The organism is Methanosarcina sp. (assembly GCF_028693135.1).
Classification (GTDB): Archaea; Halobacteriota; Methanosarcinia; order Methanosarcinales; family Methanosarcinaceae; genus Methanosarcina.
Window position 1 is genome coordinate 1 of sequence record NZ_JAQUVZ010000028.1, and the last position, 23665, is coordinate 23665.

Genomic DNA, 23665 nt, shown 5'->3' on the forward strand with positions numbered 1-23665 from the left:
GGAGCTTTGCACCTAAACATTACTGTAAAAGCACATCCTGATAGGATTACTCCAAATGGAAAGAGTAGCACATAGGCAATTCATGAAACAGCTTCTTGTCGCACTACAGCAAATTCGCAACACTGCCAATCAAATTCTACCTGAATAATATTTTTTCGAGTCTCTTTTTCATTCGGGCTTCTTTTTTCTGCTTTTTTTTGCAGGGCCTCCAGACAAGCTGGCGGAGGTGCTTATATTTACCTGAATTAAAAAACGGTATGGGGTAAAGGAAAATATTCCCTCGGTTCTGGGGCTATTCCTTCAGTATTTGTTTCTCTTAATTACGGTGCCGGCTTTTGAGTCATTTTTTATCTGGTTGGCAGGTCGGCCCAGGTCCTTGCGGCGTAGGGAGAGTGAGCTGAAAGATTCCCTCCCCGGTTCCGGAATTGCTCGGGCAATTAATCGGGGACCATCTTTCTCTATATAATCCTATAAATTTATTCTAAGTAATTTTTTTATAATAGTTTGAATGTAATATTAATTAATTTAGAAATTGACTAAAATATGTTAATTGCTGGAATACCATGTACGGTTACTACGATCCCCCATTTTCAGTTGAACAGGAAGGAATTTCGATATCCGTAGAAAAAACAGGAGAAGGATGGACATACAAGAGGACTTTTGGAAATGATGAAGTGGAAAAACTCATCCTTGGAGATAGAAAACGCATTATCATAAATCCGGTTGAACCCCTGAATACTCCGAAAGAAATTACTCCAAATCTGCTGATAGAGTTTGAGAAAACACTGCTCCTTGCAGGCGGGGATAAAAAACGGATTTTTTTGACTTTTCCGATTGAAATAGGCGTTTTTATCTCGGAATCTAAAAATAAGAGTCCACAGCTCCTGGACGTGCTCAGCCTGGCGAGGCAGAAATTTACCCTTTACGGAGAGGTTTCGAATGGAGTTGTCTGCAAGCACTGGAAAAGCAGCTTATACTCAAGTTTTCCTTCCCTTAACCCCCTGCAGGAAGGAGTTATGGAGCTTACTCTCAGAAATATCTCCTCTGATTGGGCTTCAATCTCAAAAGCTGTTTTCAGTGCATACGGGATGAAACTGTACTATGACGGGGACGTCTTCATGAAAGCCCGTATGGATATCCTCAACAGAAATACGGCTGAAACAGGTTTCGAAATGCAGCCTATTAACGGAGAGATGAAAGGTTATCTTGTGAAAGACCAAAAAATCCGGAAAGAGGCTTTTGGCGTCTACGGCCTCCGGAAGCTTGGCTTTGTGCCTCTTAAATTTTATATGGGGTGGGGCTTTTGATCTTCCCGAATATTAATTTTTTTGATTTTGAGCTGTATGAAACCTCTAAAGGCATAGTTACCCCGGAGGATCTGATAAAGTTTGTTCTCATTCTTTCTTTTTCAGTCCTCCTTTCCAGAGTTCTCACACTTTACCTGCGCAGATCTCTCAAAGACCGGGTCAGTAAGGATGTGGGTGAACCAATCCTCAAACTCCTTTATTATGGCTCTCTTATTGTCGTTTTCATTGCTATACTTCCCCTGATAGGATTTGACCCATCAGGGATCCTGCTTGCAGGAGGAGTCGCAGGTATCGTCATCGGTTTTGCGAGCCAGAATATTGTTGGAAATCTGGTTGCAGGGTGTTTCCTTATGTTTGAGAGACCCATAAAAATAGGGGACCAGGTGGAAATCAATGGGACTGCTGGCTATGTAACCGATATCCGTATAATATCGACCCTTATCCGTACCTACGATGGGCTTCTTGTCCGCCTGCCAAATCAGCAGGTGTTTACAACAAACATCACAAACATTGTAGGACACCCGGTAAGAAGGTTTGAATACACAATTGGGATCCGCTATAGTGACGATGCCAATGCCGCAATCTGGCTCATTAAGGATCTTATAGATAAGGAGCCTTTTGCCCTCCTGTCCCCCCCTCCTTCCGTTTTCGTAAACGACCTGGGGGATAGTTCTGTAAAACTAGTTATCAGGATCTGGGCTCCTGTGAATGAATGGTTCGGGATGAAAACAAGGCTTCTGTGGAATATTAAGAAAACCCTTGAAGAGAATGGCATAGAAATTCCTTTCCCGCAGCGGGTGCTTCATATCAAGACTGATTCGGAAAACAAGCCTCAAGAACTTGAAAATCTGAAAGAAAAACAGTTTGAAGAAAAAGAATGTATATTGAATTTTGAAGAAAGAGTATTAAGCTGAACCCGGATGAATCGTTGATTAAGCTGAATGGCTAAAGCTGAACAAGGCTGAACTGTTGATTAAGCGGAATAGCTAAAGGATAAGAAAAGCAGGCCTTTTAAGGTACAGATTTTCGGATTAATCCTTTCGGATTATCCTTATTTCCCTGCACATCCTTTCCCTTACATGAAAGTACTGTGAGTTGAAAAGTACTTTCATTTTTTTGTACCTGTAATTAGAAGAATTTCGTGTTGTTTTTAGTGTTGTTTTTAGTGTTTTTAGTGTTGTTAGTGTTGTTAGTGTTGTTAGTGTTGTTAGTGTTTTTAGTGTTGTTAGTGTTGTTAGTGTTGTTTTTATTTTCTGTCCTTAAGTGCATCCCTGATAGGTTTAACTGTAAGGGCTCCAGGTGTCCCTTTCATGTTATGGGGAGGCCAGCTGCCGGATCTTATTTCTTCCGAGTTTTCGTCGTGTTCGTCTTCAAGGAGCAGGATAACCCCTATGTCCCCAGGGACAGCGTCTACCAGCTTTGCTCCACAGGCTTTGAGTTCTCCCAGGGCTTTTTTCCCTTTTTCCTCTTCAAAGGGGATCGTGCAGCCCTTTACGACGTTTGCCCGAAAGCCCCTCTCTAGAAAGCCGAGAGCGTTGTGGTAGATGCAGACCTCATCAACCAGGCCTGTTATGAATACCTCGTCAATGCCCAGCTCTGCAAGTTCCAGTTCGAGTCTCGGGTTTGTAAAAGCGTTGTAGTGATCTTTCGGAAGCCTGAGTACAGCAGTATTTCCCCCGCTGAGGGCCTTTTTCACAAGTTTCACTATAGGATCGACGATTGTCTTGCCCAGGGGAGCCACGAGGCTGCCTTCGTATTCCCTACTTTCATATTCGTATTTCTCAAACACGAAATCGTTTGTCATGTCTATGATAACCAGTGCTTTCAAACTTTCACCCTTATCCTGTATCCTTTAATCCATCTCGTATTTTATCTTTTATTTGCTTTATTTGCGATAAGTTTACCCATGGAGCCTTTTTTTGAAGCAACTTTTCTCAGACCAGCATGAAAATATAAAAACACTTAATACCTATAAAATATATAAAATATTCAATAGTGTGCGCATTAATTACATCATATCTTTTTAATGTTATTTTGTTAAATGTACGGATTATTTTGCGTTTAAGCCGATTATGAAGCTTAATGTGTGTTCTAAGTTTACTATTATTACAAAACAAAATAAATAATATAAAGGGATAAAATGCTAAAAAAACTCCTTATATTCTTTTTACTTGCTGCAATATGCCTCATGATAGGGCAAGCGTCAGCAATTTCAGAAAACCTGACTTTTATAGAAAATGGATGTACAACATATGAAAGTAATCGACTTATAACATTTGAAAATAATGCACCAATTGCACTTGAAAATAATGAATTCCTTACAGTTGAAACTAATGAAGCTATTCCATCTGGAACTGATTCTTCAGGATTTTTTTCACTTGCTCCTTTGAATCCCGAATTTGAAGAGTATCTGGAAAATGAAGAACTAAGTGAGGACCGAATACTCCTTACCTCAAGTGAGTCTTCTGACGAGGAGACCGATGATTTGGTAACGGGCTTTACTCCCGCCCCCGTAGATCTCTCACACCTGAAAACTGTTGAAAATCTGGAAAGTTTGAGTAATTTTCCTGCTTCTTACGACCTCCGAACCCTCGGGCGTGTGAGCCCTGTCCGGGACCAGAAAGACGCAGGAAGTTGCTGGGCATTTGGGGCTTATGCATCCCTTGAATCTTACATTCTCGGATCAGAAGGAAAAAACATGGACTTTTCCGAGAACAACATAAAAAACCTGCTTTCCAATACCGAACCCGAAGGTTTTGACTACGACGAAGGCGGAAACGCTTTTATGACTACGGCTTACTTTGCCCGCTGGAGCGGTCCGATAAGTGAAACCGATGATCCCTACGATCCTCACTCCGGGGTTTCCTCAACAGACCTTCCTTCCTTAAAACGTATCCCGGAAGTACTCTACCTCCCGGTGAGAAGCGGACCCGAAGATAACGACCCGATTAAATGGGCCCTCATGAATTACGGGGCAGTTGACTCTCAGATTTGCATATCTTCCGGTGGTTATGACGCTGTCAACTGCAGTTATTATTATGGAGGCTCGAATTCTGCAGACCATATCATAGGCATTGTGGGCTGGGACGATTCTTTTGACCGAAACAAATTCACTCCTGCAGCTCCTGGAGACGGGGCATTCATTGTCAAAAATTCCTGGGGTACCGGCTGGGGAAAGGATGGTTTCTTCTATGTTTCGTATTACGATACCGTCATAGGAAGTGGCAGTACCATCCATATAACCGAAGATCTCAGTTCCTATTCCTATGTGTACCAGTACGATCCACTGGGCTGGGTTGAAAGTATCGGGTCATCGGGAAGCAGCACAGCCTGGGCAGCCAACGTTTTCACAGCCGAAGAAGCCGAGACCCTTGAAGCTGTGAGTTTCTATACCCCTACCACCGGCACAGGGTACGAAATCTATATCTACACAGATCCGATTTCCGGGCCCATAAATCCTGAAGGAGCAGAAAGTTCTGCTAACGGGACAATTGCCTTTGCAGGCTACCATACAGTTTCCCTGGACTTCGGAGTCCCGCTTGAGCTAGGGCAGGACTTTTCAGTAGTTGTAAAATTTACTACCCCCGGGTATTCTTTCCCTGTGGCAGTTGAATTCCCGCTGGAAGGGTACAGCAGTAAAGCCAGGGCAAATCCCGGAGAGAGTTTCTTCAGCCCGGACGGGGGGAGATGGGTGGATACCTCCCTTGCTGTGGAAAACATGAATGTCTGTATCAAAGCCTTCACAAACCGGAGCGATGCAGCGGAAGCTGCCTTCACGGCTGATGTGACATCGGGCCCGGTTCCCCTTACGGTCGAGTTTATTGATGCAAGTACCTTTTCCCCCACGGCCTGGTACTGGGACTTCGGGGACGGAAACACTTCCACCGATCGTTTCCCGGTCCACAGCTATGCGGAAGCCGGAAAATATAATGTAACACTCCGCGTGGAAAATGAATATGGCAATAACACTATTGAAAAAACGGAATGGATCCGCGTAACTGACTCTTCTCTACTCTATGTGGACGATGACGGGCCTGCTGACTTCAGTTCCATCCAGGCTGCGGTTAACGCTGCTTCCCCCTATGCCACAATCATTGTCAGAAACGGCACGTACATGGAAAACGTGGATGTTGACAGAGCTGTTACAATCATTTCCGAGTTTGGGCCTGAGTACACGGAAGTAAAGGCTGCAAACCCGAAAGATTCCGTGTTCTACGTAACGGCAGATGCAGTTAACATTTCAGGTTTTACCGTAAGTGGAGGGTCTGAACCTTTTTCTTCTTATTCCTACTACACCGCCGGAATCTCTCTCTATGAGGTAAAGGACTGCAACATAAGCGGAAACGTGCTTTCGGACAATTATTGCGGGATTTGCGCACTTGGTTCAGAAAACGGTACCCTGAACGGAAACAGGGCCGAATCCAATAAGTTTGGAATCTATCTGTCCTGGTCGAAAGGGAACAGCCTGAGAAACAACCGGATGGAGGACAACTCTTATAATTTTGCAATTAAATCTGCTTCAACAGAACAGGACATTGACGATAGCAACACAGTTGACGGAAAACCTATCTATTATCTTGTAAACGAAAGCGACTTTGTCCTGGATTCAGGTTCGAATGCAGGGACAGTTTATTGTATTGATTGCCAGAACGTAACAGTCCGGGACCTGAACCTCACAGGAAACTACTACGGGCTTTATCTTTACAATACTGTGGATTCTCACTTTGAGAACATTAGCTCATCAGAAAATGAATACGGGTTCTACATCAAAAATTCCCCCGGTTTAAATTTCACGGACAACTCCGCAAGTTCAAACTACTACTACGGGTTTTACATTGCAGATTCCAAATGGGAATCTCTCTCCGGCAATAGAATGGACGGGAACTATTACAACTTTGAAATTGAAGGAGACTGTTCTTCGCAAAACGTACCTGATATAGAGTCAAGCAACCTGTGGAATGGAAATCCCTTCTATATCCTTTCCGGAGTCTCCGATTATGTTCTGGATGCGGGATTTGATGCTAGTTCTGTTTATTTGCTTAATTGCCTGAACGTAACAGTCCGGGACCTGGAATTCCGGGACGGCATGTATGGAGTCTACCTTTACGGGACGGAAAAGGCAGCAATCGTAAACAATACGTTCTCCGGCAACCTGTGCGGGGTCTACCTTGAGGATTCCGGGAACAATACGGTAGAGGGCAACGAACTTTCGGATAATACCCTGGGAATTTACCTGACTGCCTCTTCAGGAAATGCCCTGAAAAACAACACCCTGTCCGAAAATTCAAATTACGGTATATATCTTTCGGAGTCCCAGAATAACATTATACGCAGAAACAATGCCTCAGGGAGTTATGCCGGAATTTATGCAGCCTACTCCAATGGCAACACTTTCCTGGAAAACATTGCTTCTAACAATACTTTAGGGCTCTGTCTGCTTGATTCGAACTACAACACCCTGACATCAAACACTGCAAATTCGAACAGTGAAAGTGGGTTTGACCTGACCATCAGCCAGCACAATACCCTTTCAGGGAACACCGCTTCGGAAAACGCTCGCGGCATTACTCTTCAGGGCTGGACAGGAGAAGCTTTGACTTCGGATAATGTCCTTTATTCCAACATCGTTTCAAATAACTCGGAACTCGGGATCTGGCTTACCGTAGCTACAAATAACACTCTCTACGGAAATTCGTTCGACAACATAAAGAACGTTAAGGACACGGGCCACAATACCTGGAATACCACTTCAGGAAACTACTGGAGCGATTATACGGGCTCTGATGCTGACGGAAATGGGATTGGAGATACTCCCTACGTTATCAACTCCCTGACAGGAAGTAAGGATTACCTGCCTATTTGCAGGGAACCGGATGTCCCGCTTACCCTCACTGTGGGTCCCGGAGCCGGGGCTTTTTCCTCGATCCAGGCAGCTATAGATGCTGCATGGGAAGGGGACACGCTTCTTGTAAGCCCGGGCACTTATACGGAAAACGTGAAGGTGAATAAATCGGTCAGCATTATTTCTTCCTCAGGGAACCCTGAAGGCACAATTGTCCGTGCTGATGATCCCGAAGAACATGTCTTCAACGTGACTGCGGATTTTGTAAACATCAGTGGGTTTACTGTTTCCGGGGCTTCTGAAGAGGAAGCTGCTGGGGTCTACCTGGAAGGGGTATCCGGCTGTACTTTAAGCGGGAATGTCCTTTCTGACAGTTATTTTGGGATCTGGTTAAGCGAGTCCGAAAACTGTACCCTTTCAGGAAATAACGTGACTGGAGGAAGGTTTGGAATCTACTTTAAGGGTTCCGATAACAACTCAGCAGGCAATAACAGCATTAGTTCTGTCTCTACCTGTGGGCTCTGGCTCGATGAAGCCTCAGGAAATGAATTCTTCGGAAACGAGCTGCAGGACAATGGATACGGGATTGCGGTTCTGGACAGGAGTAATGAAAACGATCTGCACAACAACATCATCAGCGGAAGTGCCGAATTGGGGTTCTGGCTCTCGGGTTCAGGGGCAAATGTCCTGAGAAACAATTCAATGCAGGTCAACACTTTCAACTTCATGGACGAATATATCGGGTTGGGATTAACCCTTCCAAACGATATCGATACCAGCAACCTTGTGGACGGCAAACCGATATATTATCTCGTGGAAGAGTCTGACCTTGTTCTAGATTCCACCTCAAATGCCGGCACTGTCTGCCTGATAGCCTGTGAAAACGTTACAGTAAAGGATCTGGTGCTCGAAAAGAACGGATTCGGGTTTTTGTCCTTCGGATCTTCTAATTCCACCCTGTACAACCTCACAGTATCCGACAACAGGTATGGGATTCTGGGCTTGGCCGACGACAGTAACAACTGTTCAAATAACACTGTTGAGAATAATAGTTATGGAATCTATTTTGTTTTAGGGGAAAATAACGACCTGAATAACAACAGAATCTCGGAAAACAAGGTTGGGCTCATGCTGCTCGCGGATTCCGGTACCCTGAAAAACAACCTTCTTTCAGGCAACGAATACAACTTCGGGGCAGAAGCTATCTCAGGAAGCGATGGGATCGATATCGATACCAGCAATCTTGTGAACGGAAAGCCCATTTACTACCTTGTAGGGGAATCCGACAGGGTGCTCGATGCTTCTTCCAATGCAGGGGTCGTGTATCTTGTTGACTGCGATAACATAACAGTCAGGGACCAGGTGCTTGAGCACAATATGTACGGCCTTTTCCTCTACAACACGACAAACTCGAGCTTTGAGAACAATATCATTAGCCTCAATGACCAGGGTATTTCCCTCTCCCATTCCGACAACAATGCCCTTCTGGAAAACACTGTAGACCGAAATGGTATGGGCATTTACCTATATAGTTCAGAAATCAATATCCTGCGGAACAACAACCTGTCAGAAAATTCGGATGGGCTGAGACTCTACACTTCCGGGAACAATAGCATCTACAACAATCTTTTCCGGAACTCGGATAATATTATCCTCTCGGGAAAATGTGCCGGAAACACCTGGAATGCCAGCAGAACCGAAGGGACAAATATCCTCGGGGACCCGTATATCGGAGGCAACTGCTGGGCAAACCCGGAGGGGACAGGTTTTTCCGAAACCACTCCGGATGCTGATGGAGACGGTTTCTGTGATGTTCCTTACGAGATTCCGGGATCTGAAAATCAGTTGGATAGTCTCCCTCTCTACAACCCTTCTGAAGATACCAACGGCGGAGAAGGAGTAAACGACGAAAATGAAGTAGATGAAGAAGTAGATGAAGAAGTAGAAGAAGAACAAAGTGGGAGCAGTGGGAGCCGGTCAGCCATTTTTGGAGGTGTTTCAGGAGTTCCTTCTGTCAACGTCCTGGTAGCGAGTGTTTCCAGGCAGCAGGTTCTCGCAGGTCAGCAGGCAGAGTTTACCTTCAGTGAATCCGGATGCAGTGTTACGGGCATCAGCTTTGTTTCAGGGACCAGTGTCGGGACAGTGAATGGGAAAGTGGAGGTTCTGAGCGGCCTGCCAAAAACGGTTCTGGAAAATCCGGAAGGCGTGGTCTACCAGTACATGAACATCGTGATCGGAAGCCAGTTCTTTGGGGAATCCGGTTCTTTTGAAAATGCCGTGATCAACTTTAAGGTCCCTCATAACTGGATGGACGAAAATAGGATCGATGAAGCAAGCATCGTTTTGAACCGTTTCCATGAAAATGCCTGGACCCCGCTTACGACTGAAAAAATCGGGGAAGACGACGAATTCCTCTACTTCAGGGCTGAAACTCCGGGCTTTTCCTATTATTCAATTACAGGGGAAAAGAAAGGTGCCATTACGATAAAGCCGGCAGAAACTTCCGGCTCTGAAGCAGATGCACAACAAATGATGGGGGACAACGTTCCGGATACAACCTCAGAAAAAGAAAAGAAAAGTCCGGGTTTTGGGATTGTCTTTACAGTTGCGGGAATTTTATCCGTACTGTTCCTGTTGAAAAAGAAGTAAGGAGGATAAAGGAAGACAAAAGAGGACAAAAACCTGAACCGTTGATTCAGTGAGGGGAAATTATTTTTCCTTTCACTTTCTTTTTTGCTGCCCGAATTGCGCATCGGGATCTCAGGAAATCGAAGATTTTCTGGGAGTTGCACTGCAAGTGCAACAGTACGCGGTCCTTTTCGCTGCGCTCAAGAGGACTAAGCGATGGGTTATGGCAATTAGCTTCATTCAAGAGGACAGAATTAAAAATGTTTATGACCCGTACAACGTCATTCGCCTTATCGTATCGTTTTTGTCACGCTCGACGCAGGAGCGTGGTCTTACAAAGAAAGAAGAATATACGAAAGGAGAAGAGAAAAGCTACAAAGTAAAACCGGTAGAAAAATCTGTGTCTGAATATATAACCGATTCAGGCACCTCAAAAATTAAAGCAAGTTAAAATAAGAGAGCCCAATTTCTCAGTATTTTCTGCACTGGCCTTTTATAAAAATAACTGAAATTCCCGGAAGGGCGAGTTTTTCTGTGATAAGGTCCGAAAGTTCTGAAATAGGGACCGGTTTTTTTCTTTCCTTTCCTACTTCCTTTCCTGTCTCCTGCTGTGTATTACTTTTGCTTTCTTTTTCCCTGTATGAGTCTTCTTTTCTTTCTTCTCCATCTAAATCAAAAAAAGACACATCAGGCACTATCGCTTCTACCACTTTTCGCAGGTCAGGGACGTTCTGGCCTCCTGTCATGGCTGCAACTTCGTTCTGGAGCACGAGTACGAGCACTTCATAACCTTCGCTTGCAGCAGTTAAGAGCCCGAGGATGCCGGAATGTGCAAGGGCAAAGTCTCCGATTACGGCTATGCCTTTTTTCTCAAAGCCGCAGGCAACCGAGATTGCCGAGCCCAGGGCAAAGCTGACATCAACTGCAGCAAGGGGTTCAGGGGCACTCCGGACAGAACATCCCATGTCTCCGGCAACCTGAACGTCAGGTACGCGGAGAAAATGGTAAAGGGGGAGATAGGGACAGTCCTCGCAGATGGCAGCTCTACCTTTTTTCCCTGATTCGGTACGAACAGTATCTACGGGGACTGAGACTGTTTCTTCTTCGATGTGCTCAAGGGCAAACTCGAGATCTTCAGGCATTATTTGCCCGTATGGGAGGTGCCCCGTCTTTTTGCCGTAGACGTTGCCTGAAATCCGGATCTGCTCTTCTATGAAAGGCTCTGATTCTTCAGCTACCAATACCCTTCGGTTATTTTTAAGGAAATTCCCGATTTTCTGCAGAGGAAGGGGGTTTACAAGGTTTAGTACAAGATGAGAAACTCCGGAATAGCAGCCTGATTTTTTCAGTGTATCTTCCACAATTGAAGCCGCAAAACCTGAGGAGATAATTCCAATCCGTTCAACTTCGTTAACTCCTTTACTCCTTTCGACTCCTTTCTGCTCAGAAGTCTGTGCGTCTGCTTCGATCTCTTCTGTTCCACCTTTAATTTCGTTCAGGTTAGTATTTTCGGCTTCTGCTTCAAGCACCGGGTAAACTTGAGAATGAAAATGCTGGTGTTTTTCCACCATCCGGAGGCCCCAGATCGAACGGTCAAACCCGGGGTGAACAGCTGAAGATGCGGGAAGGCGCCGGACTTTTCCTTTACTTTTCTCCAGGCCTGCGGTTACCCTTATAATGACCGGGACATGGGTTTCTTCCGAAAGTTCGTAAGCCCGCCGGAGGGTTTTGTACGCTGCATCGGGATCGACCGGGTCAAACACTGCAACTTCAGCGATCCTGCCATACCAGCGGGAGTCCTGCTCATTCTGAGAGCCTTTTACTCCGGGGTCGTCCCCTGCAATGATTACCAGACCCGCGCCTATAGTGTGCGTAACCGAGGTTATAAGGGGGTCGGAAAGCAGATTCATCCCAACGTGTTTTACAAGCACAAGAGCCCTTTTGCCTGAAACCGACGCTCCGAGTGCTATTTCCAGCGCAACTTTCTCGTTTGTAAGCCATCTGGCTCTATAAGTTGAACTGCGTGTGGTAGTTGATGAGTTATCTGTTTTAATTGATGAAGTTGAGGAATTATCTGTTTTCAAAAAAAGTTCCATCAGGGAGGTAACAGGATATCCGGGGACTCCTGCTATAAGTGTGACATCACTGTCAATGGCTGCAAAATAAAGGGCTTCAAACCCGTTATATAGCGCTGCTTCTTCGTTCAAGTTGAACCCCCCTTCCGGGAATTATAGGATTTTCGATAGATTCCGGCACCGTTTAAATATTTTTTAAACAGTTTTTGAACAGGTTTTAAACAGTTTTAAACAGTTTTAAACATGTTTTAAACAGTTTTTAAACAGTTTTTAAACAGTTTTTGAACAGTTTTTAAACAGATTTTTCCATGTTCATCGGCTTTATTTCTGTTCCGGGAATAATGGATTCTTCGGGTCTTGCGAACCAGGGCAGGGCGGCAAGAGCACCTATTACCCCGTTGCCTTCAAGCAGAACTTCCACATTGTTTTCTTCGGCGCAGCGCAGGGTGTCTGCCTTCGAGACCCTTTCGGTCCGGCAGCGGTTGCTGTATGAGTAAAGTCCTTTTGCATAAAAATCAGATAGTACTACAAGCCCTGTTTCTCTGGATGCGCTGTATTTTTCAAGGGCTTTTTTTAAAGAGTCTACGAGCCTTGACTTCGCTTTTTCGTCCACACAGCCGAATTCCAGGACCGTTGACATGCAGTTCTGAGTCTTTTCCGGGACAGGGAAGAGCTGGACAAGGGCGTGGGAGAGGTAAACGGCTTCCTGGCAGTCCAGTTCCTTTGCGATGTTATGGGTCAGGGTCCAGGTGGCTCCTATATCCTTTGAATCGGTGTCATCTATGCCTATAAGGACGCGGTCCCTGCGGGGAACCACAACCGTCCCTCTAGCACAGCGTTCTCCTCCGGATTCGGAAATACTGTAGCGCAGAACTCCGTCTGCAAGTGCTCTGCAGCGGGTTGCACCAACGCCTCCGCCTCCCAGCCCTGCATAGGTGATCTCCACTTCGTCCCCCTGCACGATCACGGATTCTATGCCTGCGGCTGCAACCGAGGGTTTGAGTTCGAGTTTTGAGGTTCCGGTTTTCATTAAATAGCGGATCATATTTCCCGTTGAACGGGCTTTCAGGATAAGAGGAGCTTTTGCGTAATGGTAAAGGGACCAGGCTGCTCCGCTGTAGCAGTTGGAGTGTTCCATAATCTCCGCGTACTCGTTTTTCGCGTCACATACCGCATAAATGCCCCGGTAAGGTACTGTATAGGGGTCGTCCAGAGTAATCTCCTCAATCTGTCTGTTATCCAGTGCACAGGCGTTTATATGTTTTGTAATGCCGAAGACCTCCTTTTTATGGGGGATAGAAAGTGGGAGGATAAATTTGTTTGGTCGAAAAGCCCATTTCCTATAAATATATATAGGTATCGTAGGTTTGGCAAGTTGAATAAGGTAAATGTTTGCCTTGAATAAGGTAGAGTTTTTCCGGGTAAACCGGGCTCGAGTATAAGCATCTTACAATACAAGTATCTAACTGTTTTATCTCAATTACAATGAATTTATTTCAAGAGCCATACCATATTTTGCCCGATATTCCTCATATTCTCGATGCCTTCCTGATCCTGTTCAACTTCTCCTTTGGCATTTCCGTAAACCATGTTCCAGTAGCTTGAGCCTGCAAGGAACATTTCTTTACTGTATAAGAAGTTGTTCAGGGTGTCAAATATAAGTTGTTCAGGGTATCAAATGCGCTGATAGCTCCTCCACGGCTGGCAGCTACAACTGATGCTCCGACTTATGTTTAAAAGCCCTTTATTTCCTGCCAGCACCATGCTGGTCCTGTCAATTAAGGCTTTCATCTGGGAAGTTACCCCAGCAAAATAGACGGGAGAACAAATAAAAATTCCATCCGAAGCCGCCATTTTTGCCAGGTACTCATTAAAAAAATCATCTGTATTGACACATTGTTTTTTTCGTTTTTACCTTACAAAGCCCTCATCTTTGAGGCTCACGTACCTGCCGTCTCCTATGATTATATGGTCAAGAATATCGATCCCGAGGAGCTTTCCTCCTTCAACCAGCTTTTCCGTAACCATTATGTCCTCCCTGCTCGGGCTCGGATCTCCTGAAGGGTGGTTGTGAACCATGATCACCGATGCTGAAGATTCAAGAAGAGCCAATTTAAAAACCTCACGCGGATGTACAATGCTTGCGTTCAGGCTTCCGACTGATACTACTTCTTCTTTCAGGATCTGGTTTTTTGTATCAAGATAAAGTGTTATAAATTTTTCTTTTTTTTGTTCGCGCATTTTAGGATACATCAGGGTATAGACATCTTTTGGAGAACAGATTTTCCGTTTCGGTTCTTCCACAAAAGTCTCAAGCCGCCTTGCAAGTTCGAAAACTGCAGCTATCTGGGTAGCCTTTGCTTTTCCAACCCCATGGACCTGCGTAAGCCTTGAAACATTTGCAAGGCTGAGCTGCTTGATGCTGTATTCTGCTAATATCCGGTTGCACAGGCTGACCACATTCTCTTCCCTTGACCCTGTCCTCAGGACTATCCCCAGCAGTTCGGCGTTTGAAAGGGACTCCGGCCCGTTTTTAATTAGCCGCTCCCTGGGGCGCTCTTCTTCAGGAATATCCTGAATCCTTATTTTGGTTACTTCCACTTTCTATCCCCCATACTCCCATATTCCCATATTCCCATATTCCCATATTTCGTCCTGACCGAACAGGTACTCATTGCTGGCACACCTGCTGTATACAGAGCGTAATCTGTGCAGAGCGCTAATCTTTGCAGAGCACTAATCTGTGCCCTTATTAACAGTAACTGTTCGGGCTGACAGTAAGTTATATTATGAACAGTTATTATTGACAGTGTTAATATTTGAAGCTTTTCAAACAAAGCCCAATTTGCATTAAAATGATCCGGCATTTCTATTATATGGAACAAAATGGATAGTATCCCGACATGCACAGAGTTGTATTTAAACCGAGCCGGGGAAAAGGCGCCGACCCTTACTTATACCGGGAAGTTCATAAGGCTCTTTGATGAAGGTCATTTCTGTTGTAGGGTATAAGAAATCGGGCAAAACATCCCTTGTTTCAGCCCTGGTCCGGGAACTTTCCGGGTTTGGGGCAGTAGGTACTGTAAAGCACATGGGGGAACAGCGCCTCAACTCAGAGGAAACAGATACAGGTAGGCACTTTGACTCAGGGGCAGACATGGTAATAGGAATCACGGGCTCTGAACTTGTCAGTTTTTCCAGAGACTCCGACCTTGAAGATGCCCTTGATATGCTCTGCGACCGCGGGCTTGATTTTGCAGTTGTGGAAGGGTTTAAGGACAGCAAGCTCCCAAAAATCGCTCTGGGCAACCTTGAAGACGTTTCTAACGTCATCATGAAGCTTCCGGAAAACTCCGATATACACGAGGAACTGACAGCCTCCCTGGTCGGAATGGCCCTTGCCCAGCCTGACCACTACACCCTGGACGCGCTTATAAAGAAAATCCGGAAAAACTCGGCTATAAGGAAAGCAGGAGCAATCGGCACATTTACCGGTATTGTCCGTGAGCTTGCAGGAGAGGAGAAGACAGCCAGGCTCGAGTTTGAGAAATACGAACCTGAAGCCTCAAAGGCCCTGGACAAAATCCGGGACGAAATCAAGCAAAAAGAAGGCATCCTCGAAGTCCTGATCCACCACAAAACCGGTGTAATCGAAGCCGGAGAAGACATCGTCTACATTGTCATCGCATCTGCCCACAGGACCGAACTTTTCCCGGCCCTCAGCGAAGCCATCGAGCGAGTAAAAGCCGAAGCTCCTATCTGGAAAAAGGAGTTTACGGAAAAAGAAGAGTTCTGGGTCCACGACAGGGAACACACCTGAATACAAAAAATGTAACAGGAAGAGAAGAAAAGAAAAAGAAGAGCCGATTAAAAACGAGAAGCTAAGAGCAGCAAAAACCGGGACGGAAATTAAATGAGCGGAAAAACAGAACTTAAACCGGGGAGAACAAAAGCCAGAAGCGCAATCGTTCTGGCAGGAGGCCGGGGCCGCCGGATGGGTATAGTCGAAAAAGCCCTCCTCGAATTTGAAGGAAAAACCATCCTTGAACGCCTGCTTGAAAACCTCTTCCGGGTCGTGGATGAGGTAATACTCTCGATCCGTGACATCCACCAGAAAGAAAAACTCCTCCCGGTGCTCGAAAAATTCCCTGCTCGTGAAATCCGTTTCTGTTTTGATTCCATAGAGGATGCCGGCCCCCTTGAAGGCATCCGGGCTGGGCTGCTTGAATCCAGATCAGAATACTCTTTTGTCTGCGCCGGGGATATGCCTTTTGTAAACATCAGGGTTGTAGACCTGCTGTTTGAAAAAGCAGAGGGGCACGACGTTGCTCTCCCGAGGTGGGAGGAGAGAATGTTTGAGCCTCTACACGCAGTTTATTCCAGGAAACTGATCCCTGAAATCGAAAAAGCCTTTGAGAGAGGCAAACATTCCGTACTTACACCGGTTTTCGAGATGCCTGATGTTGTTTTTGTTGAGGTAGCGGAAATTCGGGAACTTGATCCTGAATTGAGGACTTTTGTTAATATTAACACGGTTGAAGATCTTAAGAGTATGATCGGATCTGCGGTGGAAAAAGTGAAATTGTAATAAAATTCCGGTAAAACGTTGTTGATCTGTTTTCTAATTACCGAAATAGCCTGATTCGCATCTCAAACCGTTCATTTCCCGCGCTTTGCGCGGCTTTTCCGTAATTTATGTTACAAAATAGAAAATTATTTAGCTGACAACCCTCTCTACTTTTCAGTTTCAATTATTTTTTTATGCAGAGATTGTCTCTGGATAACAGCTCAAATACTATATTGAATTTTTTATTGTTATCCGGAAAACTCATTCACAGTGAGGCAGGGTTATAGATGGAATCAAACAAGATTAAGGATCTGATTAGAGAAGTTCAAAGAAGTAAAGCAACAGTATTGGATCTTTCGTCCATAAATCTTACCTCTCTGCCGCCTGAAGTCTCCGAGTTGAAAAATCTCACTCTACTTTTCATGGATAATAGCCAATTGACTTCGCTACCACCTGAAATCTTCGAGTTGAAAAACCTCACTGAACTTTACATACATAATAATCAATTGACCTCCCTGCCACCTGAAATTTCTGAGTTAAAAAATCTTACTGAACTTTACATATCTGGTAATCAATTGACTTCTTTACCACCTGAAATATCCGAATTGAAGAATCTAATTCAACTCGACATATCTGGTAACCAATTGACTTCTTTGCCACCTGAAATATCCAAATTGAAGAATCTAACTCAACTCAACATATCTAAAAATCACCTTAGATCGCTGCCTCCTGAAATCTTCGAGTTGAAGAATCTAACTCAACTCGATATGTCTAAAAATCACCTTAGATCACTGCCCCCTGAAATCTCCGAATTGAAAAATCTTACTAAACTTTACATATTTGATAATCAATTGACTTCTTTGCCTTCTGAGATTTCTAAGTTGAAAAATCTTACTAAACTTGACATATTTGGTAATCAATTGACTTCGCTTCCGCCTGAAATCTCTGAGTTGAAAAATCTTACTGAACTTGACATCTCTGCTAATCAATTGACTTCTCTACCACCAGAAATTTTGGAACTGGGTCTGGAGATTGAATGGGAAGGTAGTTGGAAGTCTAATATAATTTTTGTAAAGGAAAATCCCTTTGAAAATCCTCCAGTAGAGATTGTGAGGCAAGGAAGGGAGGCAATTGTCAACTATTTCAAGTCGTTAGAAGGTGAAAAAAGACCCCTAAACGAAGTTAAAGTTTTGCTGGTAGGAGACGGGGGAGCAGGTAAAACTTCACTGGTGAAGAGGATTTTCGGGGAAGAAGTTGATGGAAATGAGCCTCAGACGCAGGGTATCAATATCAGGATGTGGGTAGTGGAAAACGGGGAACGGGAAATAAAAGCTAATTTCTGGGACTTTGGCGGACAGGAGATAATGCATGCCACACATCAGTTCTTTTTGTCCAAAAGAAGTTTCTATATTCTGGTGCTGGACGGAAGGAAAGACGAAAAGCCTGAGTACTGGCTCAAGCTCATTGAAAATTTCGGCGGAAATTCTCCGGTTTTAGTTGTGATTAATAAGATAGATGAAAACCCTGCATTTGAACTGAACAGGAAGTTTCTTCAGGAAAAGTATCCTTCCATCGGAGACAAAGGTTTTTACCGTTTGTCCTGCAAGTCAAATGAAGGAGTTGAAGAGTTCTCTAAAGCTTTGCAAGAGGAACTGACAAAGGTAAAGCACCTTGAAATCAAATGGCCTAAAAGCTGGTTTAATGTAAAGAGCAGGCTTGAAAAAATATGTCCAAATTGTTCTTCAAATATTAAGGGCGAAGACGCTTGTGAGTACTTTAATTTTATAGAGTATAAAGAATATAAACAGACATGTGATGAAGAAGGAATAAAAAGCGAATCCGAACAGAATACTCTTGTTGATTTCCTTCATGACTTAGGTGTTGTACTCCATTTTAAAGATATACCTCTTCTGAATACGCATGTCCTTGAACCCGAATGGGTGACTAATGCGGTGTATAAGCTGGTTAACTCAAAGGAGATTGCCGAATCAAAAGGAGTTCTGAAACTTGATATGTTCGCTGAGATTTTAAAGCAAAGAACTGAAAGAGATTTTTCTTATCCTCCCGATCAGTATGGTTTTTTTATCAGTTTGATGAAGAAATTTGAACTCTCCTATGACCTTGATGACAGCACCGTGCTGCTCCCCGGTTTGCTGGAAATTCAGGAACCAGATTTCGAGTTTGATTACGAAGGAACTTTGAGGTTTATAATTGATTATGATTTCCTTCCACCTTCGGTGATGCCGCGTTTTATCGTGAAGATGAACAGGGACATAAAAGACGATCTGCGCTGGCGTACAGGCGTTGTTCTGGAAGACAAAGGCTTCAAATCTACTGCTGTGATCAAATCAGACAATGAAGCAAAGAGAATAAGCATTTACGTAAACGGAAGACAAAGAAGAGATTATTTTTCTGTTATCCTCCAAAGGTTCCGTGAAATAAACAATAATTTTGAAAAGTTAAAAGCTATAGAAAAAATCCCACTGCCTGATGAACCTGAAGTAACTGTTGGTTATGAACATTTAATCAAGCTGGAGTTGAGGGGAATTGATACCTACATGCCCGATGGCTCTGATAATGAATATAAGGTAAGTGAGTTGCTGGGAACGGTTATCAATGGAAATGGTTTAATGGAAATCCTGAAGGAGATCCTGCAAAAAACAGAAATGAATGAAAGAGAAATCTTGAAGATACTTCAAAATATACAAAAAATTGAATCTGAATCTGAAGTTGAAGATTCTCTTCTGGAAAAAATCAATCGGATTATCACGTTAAATCCTAACGTTTTTGGTGTAGGACCGAACATTAACGAAATGATCAATTTATATCTGGAACGGAAAAAGCGGCGTTCCTAACCAAGTGGCAATTCGGGCGGCTGTCACATAAAAAAGTCAGATCAATCGCAAAGCTGAAATGTTCAGGTTTTTACTTTTTTGTCTATGTAATTTTATGAGAAAGCCGGTCGCCTCCGACGACCGGTGGGAGCCCGGGGTATAAGACTTCGATTCACTCCGGTGATTCTGGCTTACTGAATTAAAACTGAATCTTACTTTTCCTACGGAAATTTTTACTTAATTTCTTTACGTGCTGGCGTCCTCTATCTCAAACTTAACCCCGCGCCTTTCAAGCTCTTTTATAATCTCTTCCATAAACACACCCGGCCCCGGGACGTGGCTGTGGTGGAATTCTTTTACTTTCCCGGGCTCGCCGCCGACGCTTGTGATTTCCACGGCGCAGGAGGGGCTTTTCGGGATGCCGATTATCCTGATGTTTGTGCCGTTTGTTGCGAGGTCTTCGAGGAGGTCTGCAAGGGGGGTGAAGATTTTCCGGCAGAAGCGCCTGTAGGAAGGGTGTTCGAGCTGGTCTTTCGTGATTTCCCGGCGCCTCATTCCGAAGTACATGGCTTCGGGGCAGGGGAGCTGGATCACGTTCATTCCTCTTGCGTCAACAGGGGTAGCCGGCTTTACGCCTTTGATTCTTGCAAGGGGGTTAAGCAGGCAGTGGCCAACGACAACAACTTCATCCATGGTGTCGCTTGTTTCGGATTCTTTGGGGACCGGAGAGATCTCATAATATTCCAGTTTTTTCATAGAATCATTTACTGCGTTTGTTTATTTAGTTTTTACCTGAATAAGAGATTATATATTTATCTTCTGCATATGTATCCGAAAATGGTATCTGTGAGCCTTCATACCAGCCCGATTTTTACAATAAGTAAAGGCGGGATTTCGGGAGGCAGGCAGGATCACTGCTTTATAAGCGGAAGGTCATTTCATATGTATGAAGATTTTGGAACAACACTTAACAGAGGCTTCAAGACCTGGACCAGGAATTTAAACATTTGTATTCCATTTATTCTTAATTTTTTTGTTAGTTTAATTCTTTATGCCTTTTTCTTTGGTTTAATGGGTTTCCTGCTCTTAGGCTCAAACACAGGAAGCATAGCTGACCCTTCTACTCTCCCTCCCGCAGAACTTTATAACATGCTCTGGGAAGGAATCAGGGACAATATGGTAGTCTCGGGGCTGGCAATTATCGTTTTTTCCCTTCTTGGCATGTTCTTACAGGCATTTTTCACAGCAGGGGCAATCGGGATGGCAAAAAAAGCTTCTGAGACCGGGGATACCATACTCTCCGATATGGTCTGGTCCGGTTCGAAAAACGCTTTCAGGCTGTTCCTCACAAGCCTGCTGATCACCTTGATGTTTCTTGCGGGCATTGTATTCATAGTGCCTGGAGCCCTTAAAATTGGGGACCTGAGCGGTCTGAGTGATCTGGTCGAGAATCCGGAAGCAGCTGTTGGAGGCATGGGCACGCTCGCAATAGGAATCTTTGTCTGGGGAATCTATAGCCTGGCTATAAACATCGTGCTTTCCCTTACCCCTTACGCCCTCGTAATCGATGAGCTTGATCCTCTTGACGCTCTAAAAAAAGGTTACAGTTTTTTCAAAAAGAATAAACTCGATGTTTTCTTAATCTGGGTAATTGCAATAGGGCTGGCTTTCATCAATGGTCTTGTCGGGGAGTATCTTGGTTCACAAAACACTCTGATCTCAGGCATCACATATATTGTTCCAGTTCTCGTACTGCAGCCGCTTACTACTATCCTGTGGACACGCCTCTACCTGGCCGGGGAAGGAAGGGAGCTCGACAACCATTATGACCTGCTCTCTGTTCCGGATGGGTTCTAAAAGGCTCCTGAAATCCACACCATTTTCTATTTTTCTTTTTTTCTTTCCATTTTTCTATTTTTCTTTTCTTCTTTCTATTTTTCTTTTCTTCTTTCCATTTTTCTATTTTTCTTTTCTTCTTTTTATTATCAGTCGAATACCCCACTAGCTTGCTGCGGGGTGCGCCAGCGCAACTTTTATTTTGTTTTGCTTTTTTATTTTTTATCTTTATTATTGTTTTTATTATTGTTTTTATTATTGTTTTTATAATAGTTCTCTCGTCTCATTCAGCTATCTTCAATTTTTAATACTGATTTCGCATTGATAAATGCTTAAAATTGACCATTATAGATTTTGTTCTTTTTTGAGAAACTCTTTTACAGGGTTTTTTTCTGATCAGTATTTCGTGTTCTCGAAAGTCATTTATATATAAACTCTTTTAATTATGTTAACCAATGACGTTAAATACCATAATTACTATCGGTAATATATATGCAGCTTCCAACACCCGAAGATCTTAAAAAAAGAAGAAATGAACTCGGGCTTACCCAGAGCGACCTGGCTAAAAGGGCCGGTGTAAGCCAGCCTCTTATAGCCCGTATCGAATCGGGAGATGTAGACCCCAGACTTTCAACAGTCAGGAAAATCCTTAATGCTTTTGAGGGAGCTGAAAAGGAGCAGCAGATCATCATAAGGGACCTGATGCATTCTCCTGCAATTCACGTTTCTCCTGAAGACTCGGTAGAAGAAGTGGTAAATCTTATGCACATTCATGGTTTTTCACAGGTTCCTGTGCTTGAGAGAGGCGTTCCTGTTGGAAGTATTTCTGAAGATATGATCGTAAAACTGATGGGTGAAAGCAAGAAAAGATCCATCTCTCAGTTGAAAATTTCAGGAATAATGGGGGAGGCGTTCCCGACAGTATCTCCTGGAATATCGATCTCAGTAGTTTCGCATATACTTGAAGGAAATCCTGCCGTACTTGTGGTAGAAAAAGGAACCGTCGTAGGCGTTGTAACAAAACATGATGTTATGAAGCTCCTTCAGGACCAATAACCGGAATCCGTTTTCCTTTTTCCTTGAGCACCGAAATCTGAGACCAAACGTGGAAAGCACATGAATTATATACTAGGATTCAATTAAACCTGAATCCTTAATTTAATTCCGGGCTCAACCTGTCTGAAATGACCGAATAAACATGGCAAATGCGGTCGAAAATGTATCAGGGCATGAGATACTGCGGAGCCTTCCTGGCACACTGTATCATAAATATATAACTCTGGGTTATTTCAGGGCTACATAATTGAAAATTATAGAGTTTACATAAATTCCCTTAATAAATCAAAAACAAAAACCGATTAAATTTTTGAAAAATTGTGGAGTATAATATACATGGATCTGGAAGATACCCTTCTCATGATGCCTGGTCCCGTACCTGTCGCACCCAGAGTCCTCAGAGCAATGTCAAAACCGATGATCAACCACCGGAGTGCTGAATTTGCCGGAATTTATACCGATTGCAGGGGAATTCTTGCTGACGTTTTCCAGACAAAAAATGACATCTTTTTGCTCAGCGGCTCCGGGACTGCGGGAATGGAAGCCGCAGTCGGATCTGTGGCTGGAAGCGGGGATAAAGTTATCGCTATAGAAAACGGAAAGTTTGGACAGCGTTTCAAAGACCTTGCAGCTATCTATGCTGAAGTGGTGCCCCTGGAGTTTGAATGGGGGCTTCCTGTTGACCTTGAACAGGTTAAGGAAAAGCTCGAGGAAGGAGCAAAAGCCATCACCCTTGTCCACAACGAGACCTCTGCGGGTATCATGAATCCTGCTGCAGAAATCGGCAAACTTGCAAAAAAACACGATGTTCTTTTTATTATGGATGGCGTAACCTCTCTTGGAGGAGATGTAGTCAAAGTCGATGAATGGGGCGTTGACATTGCAATCGTGGGTTCACAGAAATGCCTTGCAGCTCCACCGGGAATGGCAGCTGTTTCCGTAAGTGAAAAAGCCTTTGAGGCTATAAACGGCATGAAGAAGAGACCATACTATAATGACCTTAAGGCATATAAAAAGAGCGGGGATAAACCCAAACCGGAAACACCCTACACTCCGGCTATTCCTCTGTTCTATGCCATGCAGGAGGCCCTTCACATCGTAAAGGAGGAGGGCATGGAGGCAAGGATCATAAGGCACAGGGCTCTATCCGAAGCAGTAAGGGCAGCAGCTGGCGCAATGAACATAGAGATGTTCCCTCAGCTTAACGAGTACAGCCAGTACTCCAACACCGTCACTGCAATGAAATCTCCTGCAGGGATTGAAGGGGAAGACATTAAAAACGACATGAAGAAAAGAGGCGTAATTATAGCTGGCGGACAGGAACACCTGAAGAACAAGATTTTCAGGATTGGTAGCATGGGAAATGTAACTGCAAGGGATGTTCTCTCCACTATCCAGCAGCTGGAAATCGTGCTGAAGAAGCGGGGTTATATTGACAGCGTGGGAGCAGGCACGGAAGCCGCAACACGCGTTCTTGACAGGGCATGAGAGGATTTAAAAAATCCTTCATAACCAAGTTT

The 23665-nt window shown here is 44.1% G+C and carries 17 protein-coding genes and 1 pseudogene; 10 read left to right on the forward strand and 8 right to left on the reverse strand.

Annotated features, from left to right (window positions below):
* Positions 1 to 563 precede the first annotated feature (563 nt).
* A complete protein-coding gene (locus tag PHF18_RS12050) occupies positions 564 to 1307 on the forward strand; it encodes a DUF432 domain-containing protein (protein ID WP_300103160.1) in 744 nt (247 codons plus the stop codon).
* Positions 1295 to 2221 carry a mechanosensitive ion channel family protein gene (locus PHF18_RS12055; RefSeq protein WP_300103162.1) on the forward strand — a complete coding sequence of 309 codons (927 nt, stop codon included), beginning with the start codon at positions 1295 to 1297 and terminating at the stop codon, positions 2219 to 2221. Before PHF18_RS12050 ends, PHF18_RS12055 begins: the two co-directional genes overlap by 13 nt.
* Positions 2222 to 2435: 214 nt before the next feature.
* Here PHF18_RS12055 and PHF18_RS12060 read toward each other — a convergent pair whose 3' ends face one another.
* Positions 2436 to 2576, reverse strand: a complete 141-nt coding sequence (locus tag PHF18_RS12060) for a hypothetical protein (protein ID WP_300103164.1) — start codon at positions 2574 to 2576, stop codon at positions 2436 to 2438.
* A complete protein-coding gene (locus tag PHF18_RS12065; RefSeq protein ID WP_300103166.1) occupies positions 2554 to 3135 on the reverse strand; it encodes a cysteine hydrolase family protein in 582 nt (193 codons plus the stop codon). Before PHF18_RS12065 ends, PHF18_RS12060 begins: the two co-directional genes overlap by 23 nt.
* A 312-nt stretch (positions 3136 to 3447) precedes the next feature.
* Between PHF18_RS12065 and PHF18_RS12070 the strand changes: the two genes are divergently transcribed.
* The gene (locus PHF18_RS12070; RefSeq protein ID WP_300103168.1) at positions 3448 to 9798 is read left to right on the forward strand and encodes a NosD domain-containing protein; all 6351 of its coding nucleotides are present in this window, start codon (positions 3448 to 3450) and stop codon (positions 9796 to 9798) included.
* A 148-nt stretch (positions 9799 to 9946) separates the two neighbouring features.
* The gene (locus PHF18_RS12075; protein ID WP_300103170.1) at positions 9947 to 10228 is read left to right on the forward strand and encodes a hypothetical protein; all 282 of its coding nucleotides are present in this window, start codon (positions 9947 to 9949) and stop codon (positions 10226 to 10228) included.
* A 19-nt stretch (positions 10229 to 10247) separates the two neighbouring features.
* Here PHF18_RS12075 and PHF18_RS12080 read toward each other — a convergent pair whose 3' ends face one another.
* The 5 genes and pseudogenes from PHF18_RS12080 to radC all read right to left on the reverse strand — a co-directional run bounded on the left by PHF18_RS12080 (position 10248) and on the right by radC (position 14453).
* On the reverse strand, positions 10248 to 11984 hold the full coding sequence (locus tag PHF18_RS12080; RefSeq protein ID WP_300103172.1) for an indolepyruvate ferredoxin oxidoreductase subunit alpha: 1737 nt from the start codon (positions 11982 to 11984) through the stop codon (positions 10248 to 10250).
* Positions 11985 to 12144: 160 nt separating this feature from the next.
* Positions 12145 to 13080, reverse strand: coding sequence for a methanogenesis marker protein 11 (mmp11, locus tag PHF18_RS12085; protein WP_300103242.1), 936 nt, complete (start codon positions 13078 to 13080; stop codon positions 12145 to 12147).
* 263 nt (positions 13081 to 13343) lie between these two features.
* The gene (locus PHF18_RS12090; protein WP_300103174.1) at positions 13344 to 13472 is read right to left on the reverse strand and encodes a hypothetical protein; all 129 of its coding nucleotides are present in this window, start codon (positions 13470 to 13472) and stop codon (positions 13344 to 13346) included.
* Positions 13473 to 13526: 54 nt separating this feature from the next.
* Positions 13527 to 13739, reverse strand: a pseudogene (locus PHF18_RS12095) (flavodoxin family protein); the annotation flags it as partial.
* Between the two features lie 24 nt (positions 13740 to 13763).
* Complete coding sequence (gene radC / locus PHF18_RS12100) at positions 13764 to 14453, reverse strand: DNA repair protein RadC (RefSeq protein ID WP_300103176.1); 690 nt, start codon at positions 14451 to 14453, stop codon at positions 13764 to 13766.
* Positions 14454 to 14835: 382 nt separating this feature from the next.
* On the opposite strand from radC, the gene PHF18_RS12105 reads away from it, so the two are divergent.
* The 3 genes from PHF18_RS12105 to PHF18_RS12115 all read left to right on the forward strand — a co-directional run bounded on the left by PHF18_RS12105 (position 14836) and on the right by PHF18_RS12115 (position 19274).
* Positions 14836 to 15672: a molybdopterin synthase gene (locus PHF18_RS12105; protein WP_300103178.1), complete on the forward strand. Its 837-nt coding sequence runs from the start codon at positions 14836 to 14838 to the stop codon at positions 15670 to 15672.
* A 93-nt stretch (positions 15673 to 15765) separates the two neighbouring features.
* Positions 15766 to 16440, forward strand: a complete 675-nt coding sequence (locus PHF18_RS12110; RefSeq protein WP_300103179.1) for a molybdenum cofactor guanylyltransferase — start codon at positions 15766 to 15768, stop codon at positions 16438 to 16440.
* A 266-nt stretch (positions 16441 to 16706) separates the two neighbouring features.
* Positions 16707 to 19274 carry a COR domain-containing protein gene (locus PHF18_RS12115; RefSeq protein WP_300103181.1) on the forward strand — a complete coding sequence of 856 codons (2568 nt, stop codon included), beginning with the start codon at positions 16707 to 16709 and terminating at the stop codon, positions 19272 to 19274.
* A 225-nt stretch (positions 19275 to 19499) separates the two neighbouring features.
* Here the strand turns inward: PHF18_RS12115 and PHF18_RS12120 are convergent, their stop codons facing one another.
* On the reverse strand, positions 19500 to 20009 hold the full coding sequence (locus PHF18_RS12120) for a hypothetical protein (RefSeq protein ID WP_300103183.1): 510 nt from the start codon (positions 20007 to 20009) through the stop codon (positions 19500 to 19502).
* 81 nt (positions 20010 to 20090) lie between these two features.
* On the opposite strand from PHF18_RS12120, the gene PHF18_RS12125 reads away from it, so the two are divergent.
* From PHF18_RS12125 to PHF18_RS12135, 3 genes are all read left to right on the forward strand, one after another.
* On the forward strand, positions 20091 to 21110 hold the full coding sequence (locus tag PHF18_RS12125) for a hypothetical protein (RefSeq protein ID WP_300103185.1): 1020 nt from the start codon (positions 20091 to 20093) through the stop codon (positions 21108 to 21110).
* Positions 21111 to 21581: 471 nt separating this feature from the next.
* Positions 21582 to 22145 (forward strand): CBS domain-containing protein, encoded by a 564-nt coding sequence (locus PHF18_RS12130; protein ID WP_300103187.1) that lies wholly within the window; start codon positions 21582 to 21584, stop codon positions 22143 to 22145.
* 336 nt (positions 22146 to 22481) lie between these two features.
* Complete coding sequence (locus tag PHF18_RS12135; protein ID WP_300103189.1) at positions 22482 to 23633, forward strand: alanine--glyoxylate aminotransferase family protein; 1152 nt, start codon at positions 22482 to 22484, stop codon at positions 23631 to 23633.
* Positions 23634 to 23665 lie beyond the last annotated feature (32 nt).

Coding starts and splice junctions, on each gene's coding strand:
- PHF18_RS12050 (WP_300103160.1), top strand. CDS start 564: ATGTACGGTTACTACGATCCCCCATTTTCAGTTGAACAGGAAGGAATT.
- PHF18_RS12060 (WP_300103164.1), bottom strand. CDS start 2,576: ATGCACTTAAGGACAGAAAATAAAAACAACACTAACAACACTAACAAC.
- PHF18_RS12070 (WP_300103168.1), top strand. CDS start 3,448: ATGCTAAAAAAACTCCTTATATTCTTTTTACTTGCTGCAATATGCCTC.
- PHF18_RS12090 (WP_300103174.1), bottom strand. CDS start 13,472: ATGTTCCTTGCAGGCTCAAGCTACTGGAACATGGTTTACGGAAATGCC.
- PHF18_RS12105 (WP_300103178.1), top strand. CDS start 14,836: ATGAAGGTCATTTCTGTTGTAGGGTATAAGAAATCGGGCAAAACATCC.
- PHF18_RS12110 (WP_300103179.1), top strand. CDS start 15,766: ATGAGCGGAAAAACAGAACTTAAACCGGGGAGAACAAAAGCCAGAAGC.
- PHF18_RS12115 (WP_300103181.1), top strand. CDS start 16,707: ATGGAATCAAACAAGATTAAGGATCTGATTAGAGAAGTTCAAAGAAGT.
- PHF18_RS12120 (WP_300103183.1), bottom strand. CDS start 20,009: ATGAAAAAACTGGAATATTATGAGATCTCTCCGGTCCCCAAAGAATCC.
- PHF18_RS12125 (WP_300103185.1), top strand. CDS start 20,091: ATGGTATCTGTGAGCCTTCATACCAGCCCGATTTTTACAATAAGTAAA.
- PHF18_RS12130 (WP_300103187.1), top strand. CDS start 21,582: ATGCAGCTTCCAACACCCGAAGATCTTAAAAAAAGAAGAAATGAACTC.
- PHF18_RS12135 (WP_300103189.1), top strand. CDS start 22,482: ATGGATCTGGAAGATACCCTTCTCATGATGCCTGGTCCCGTACCTGTC.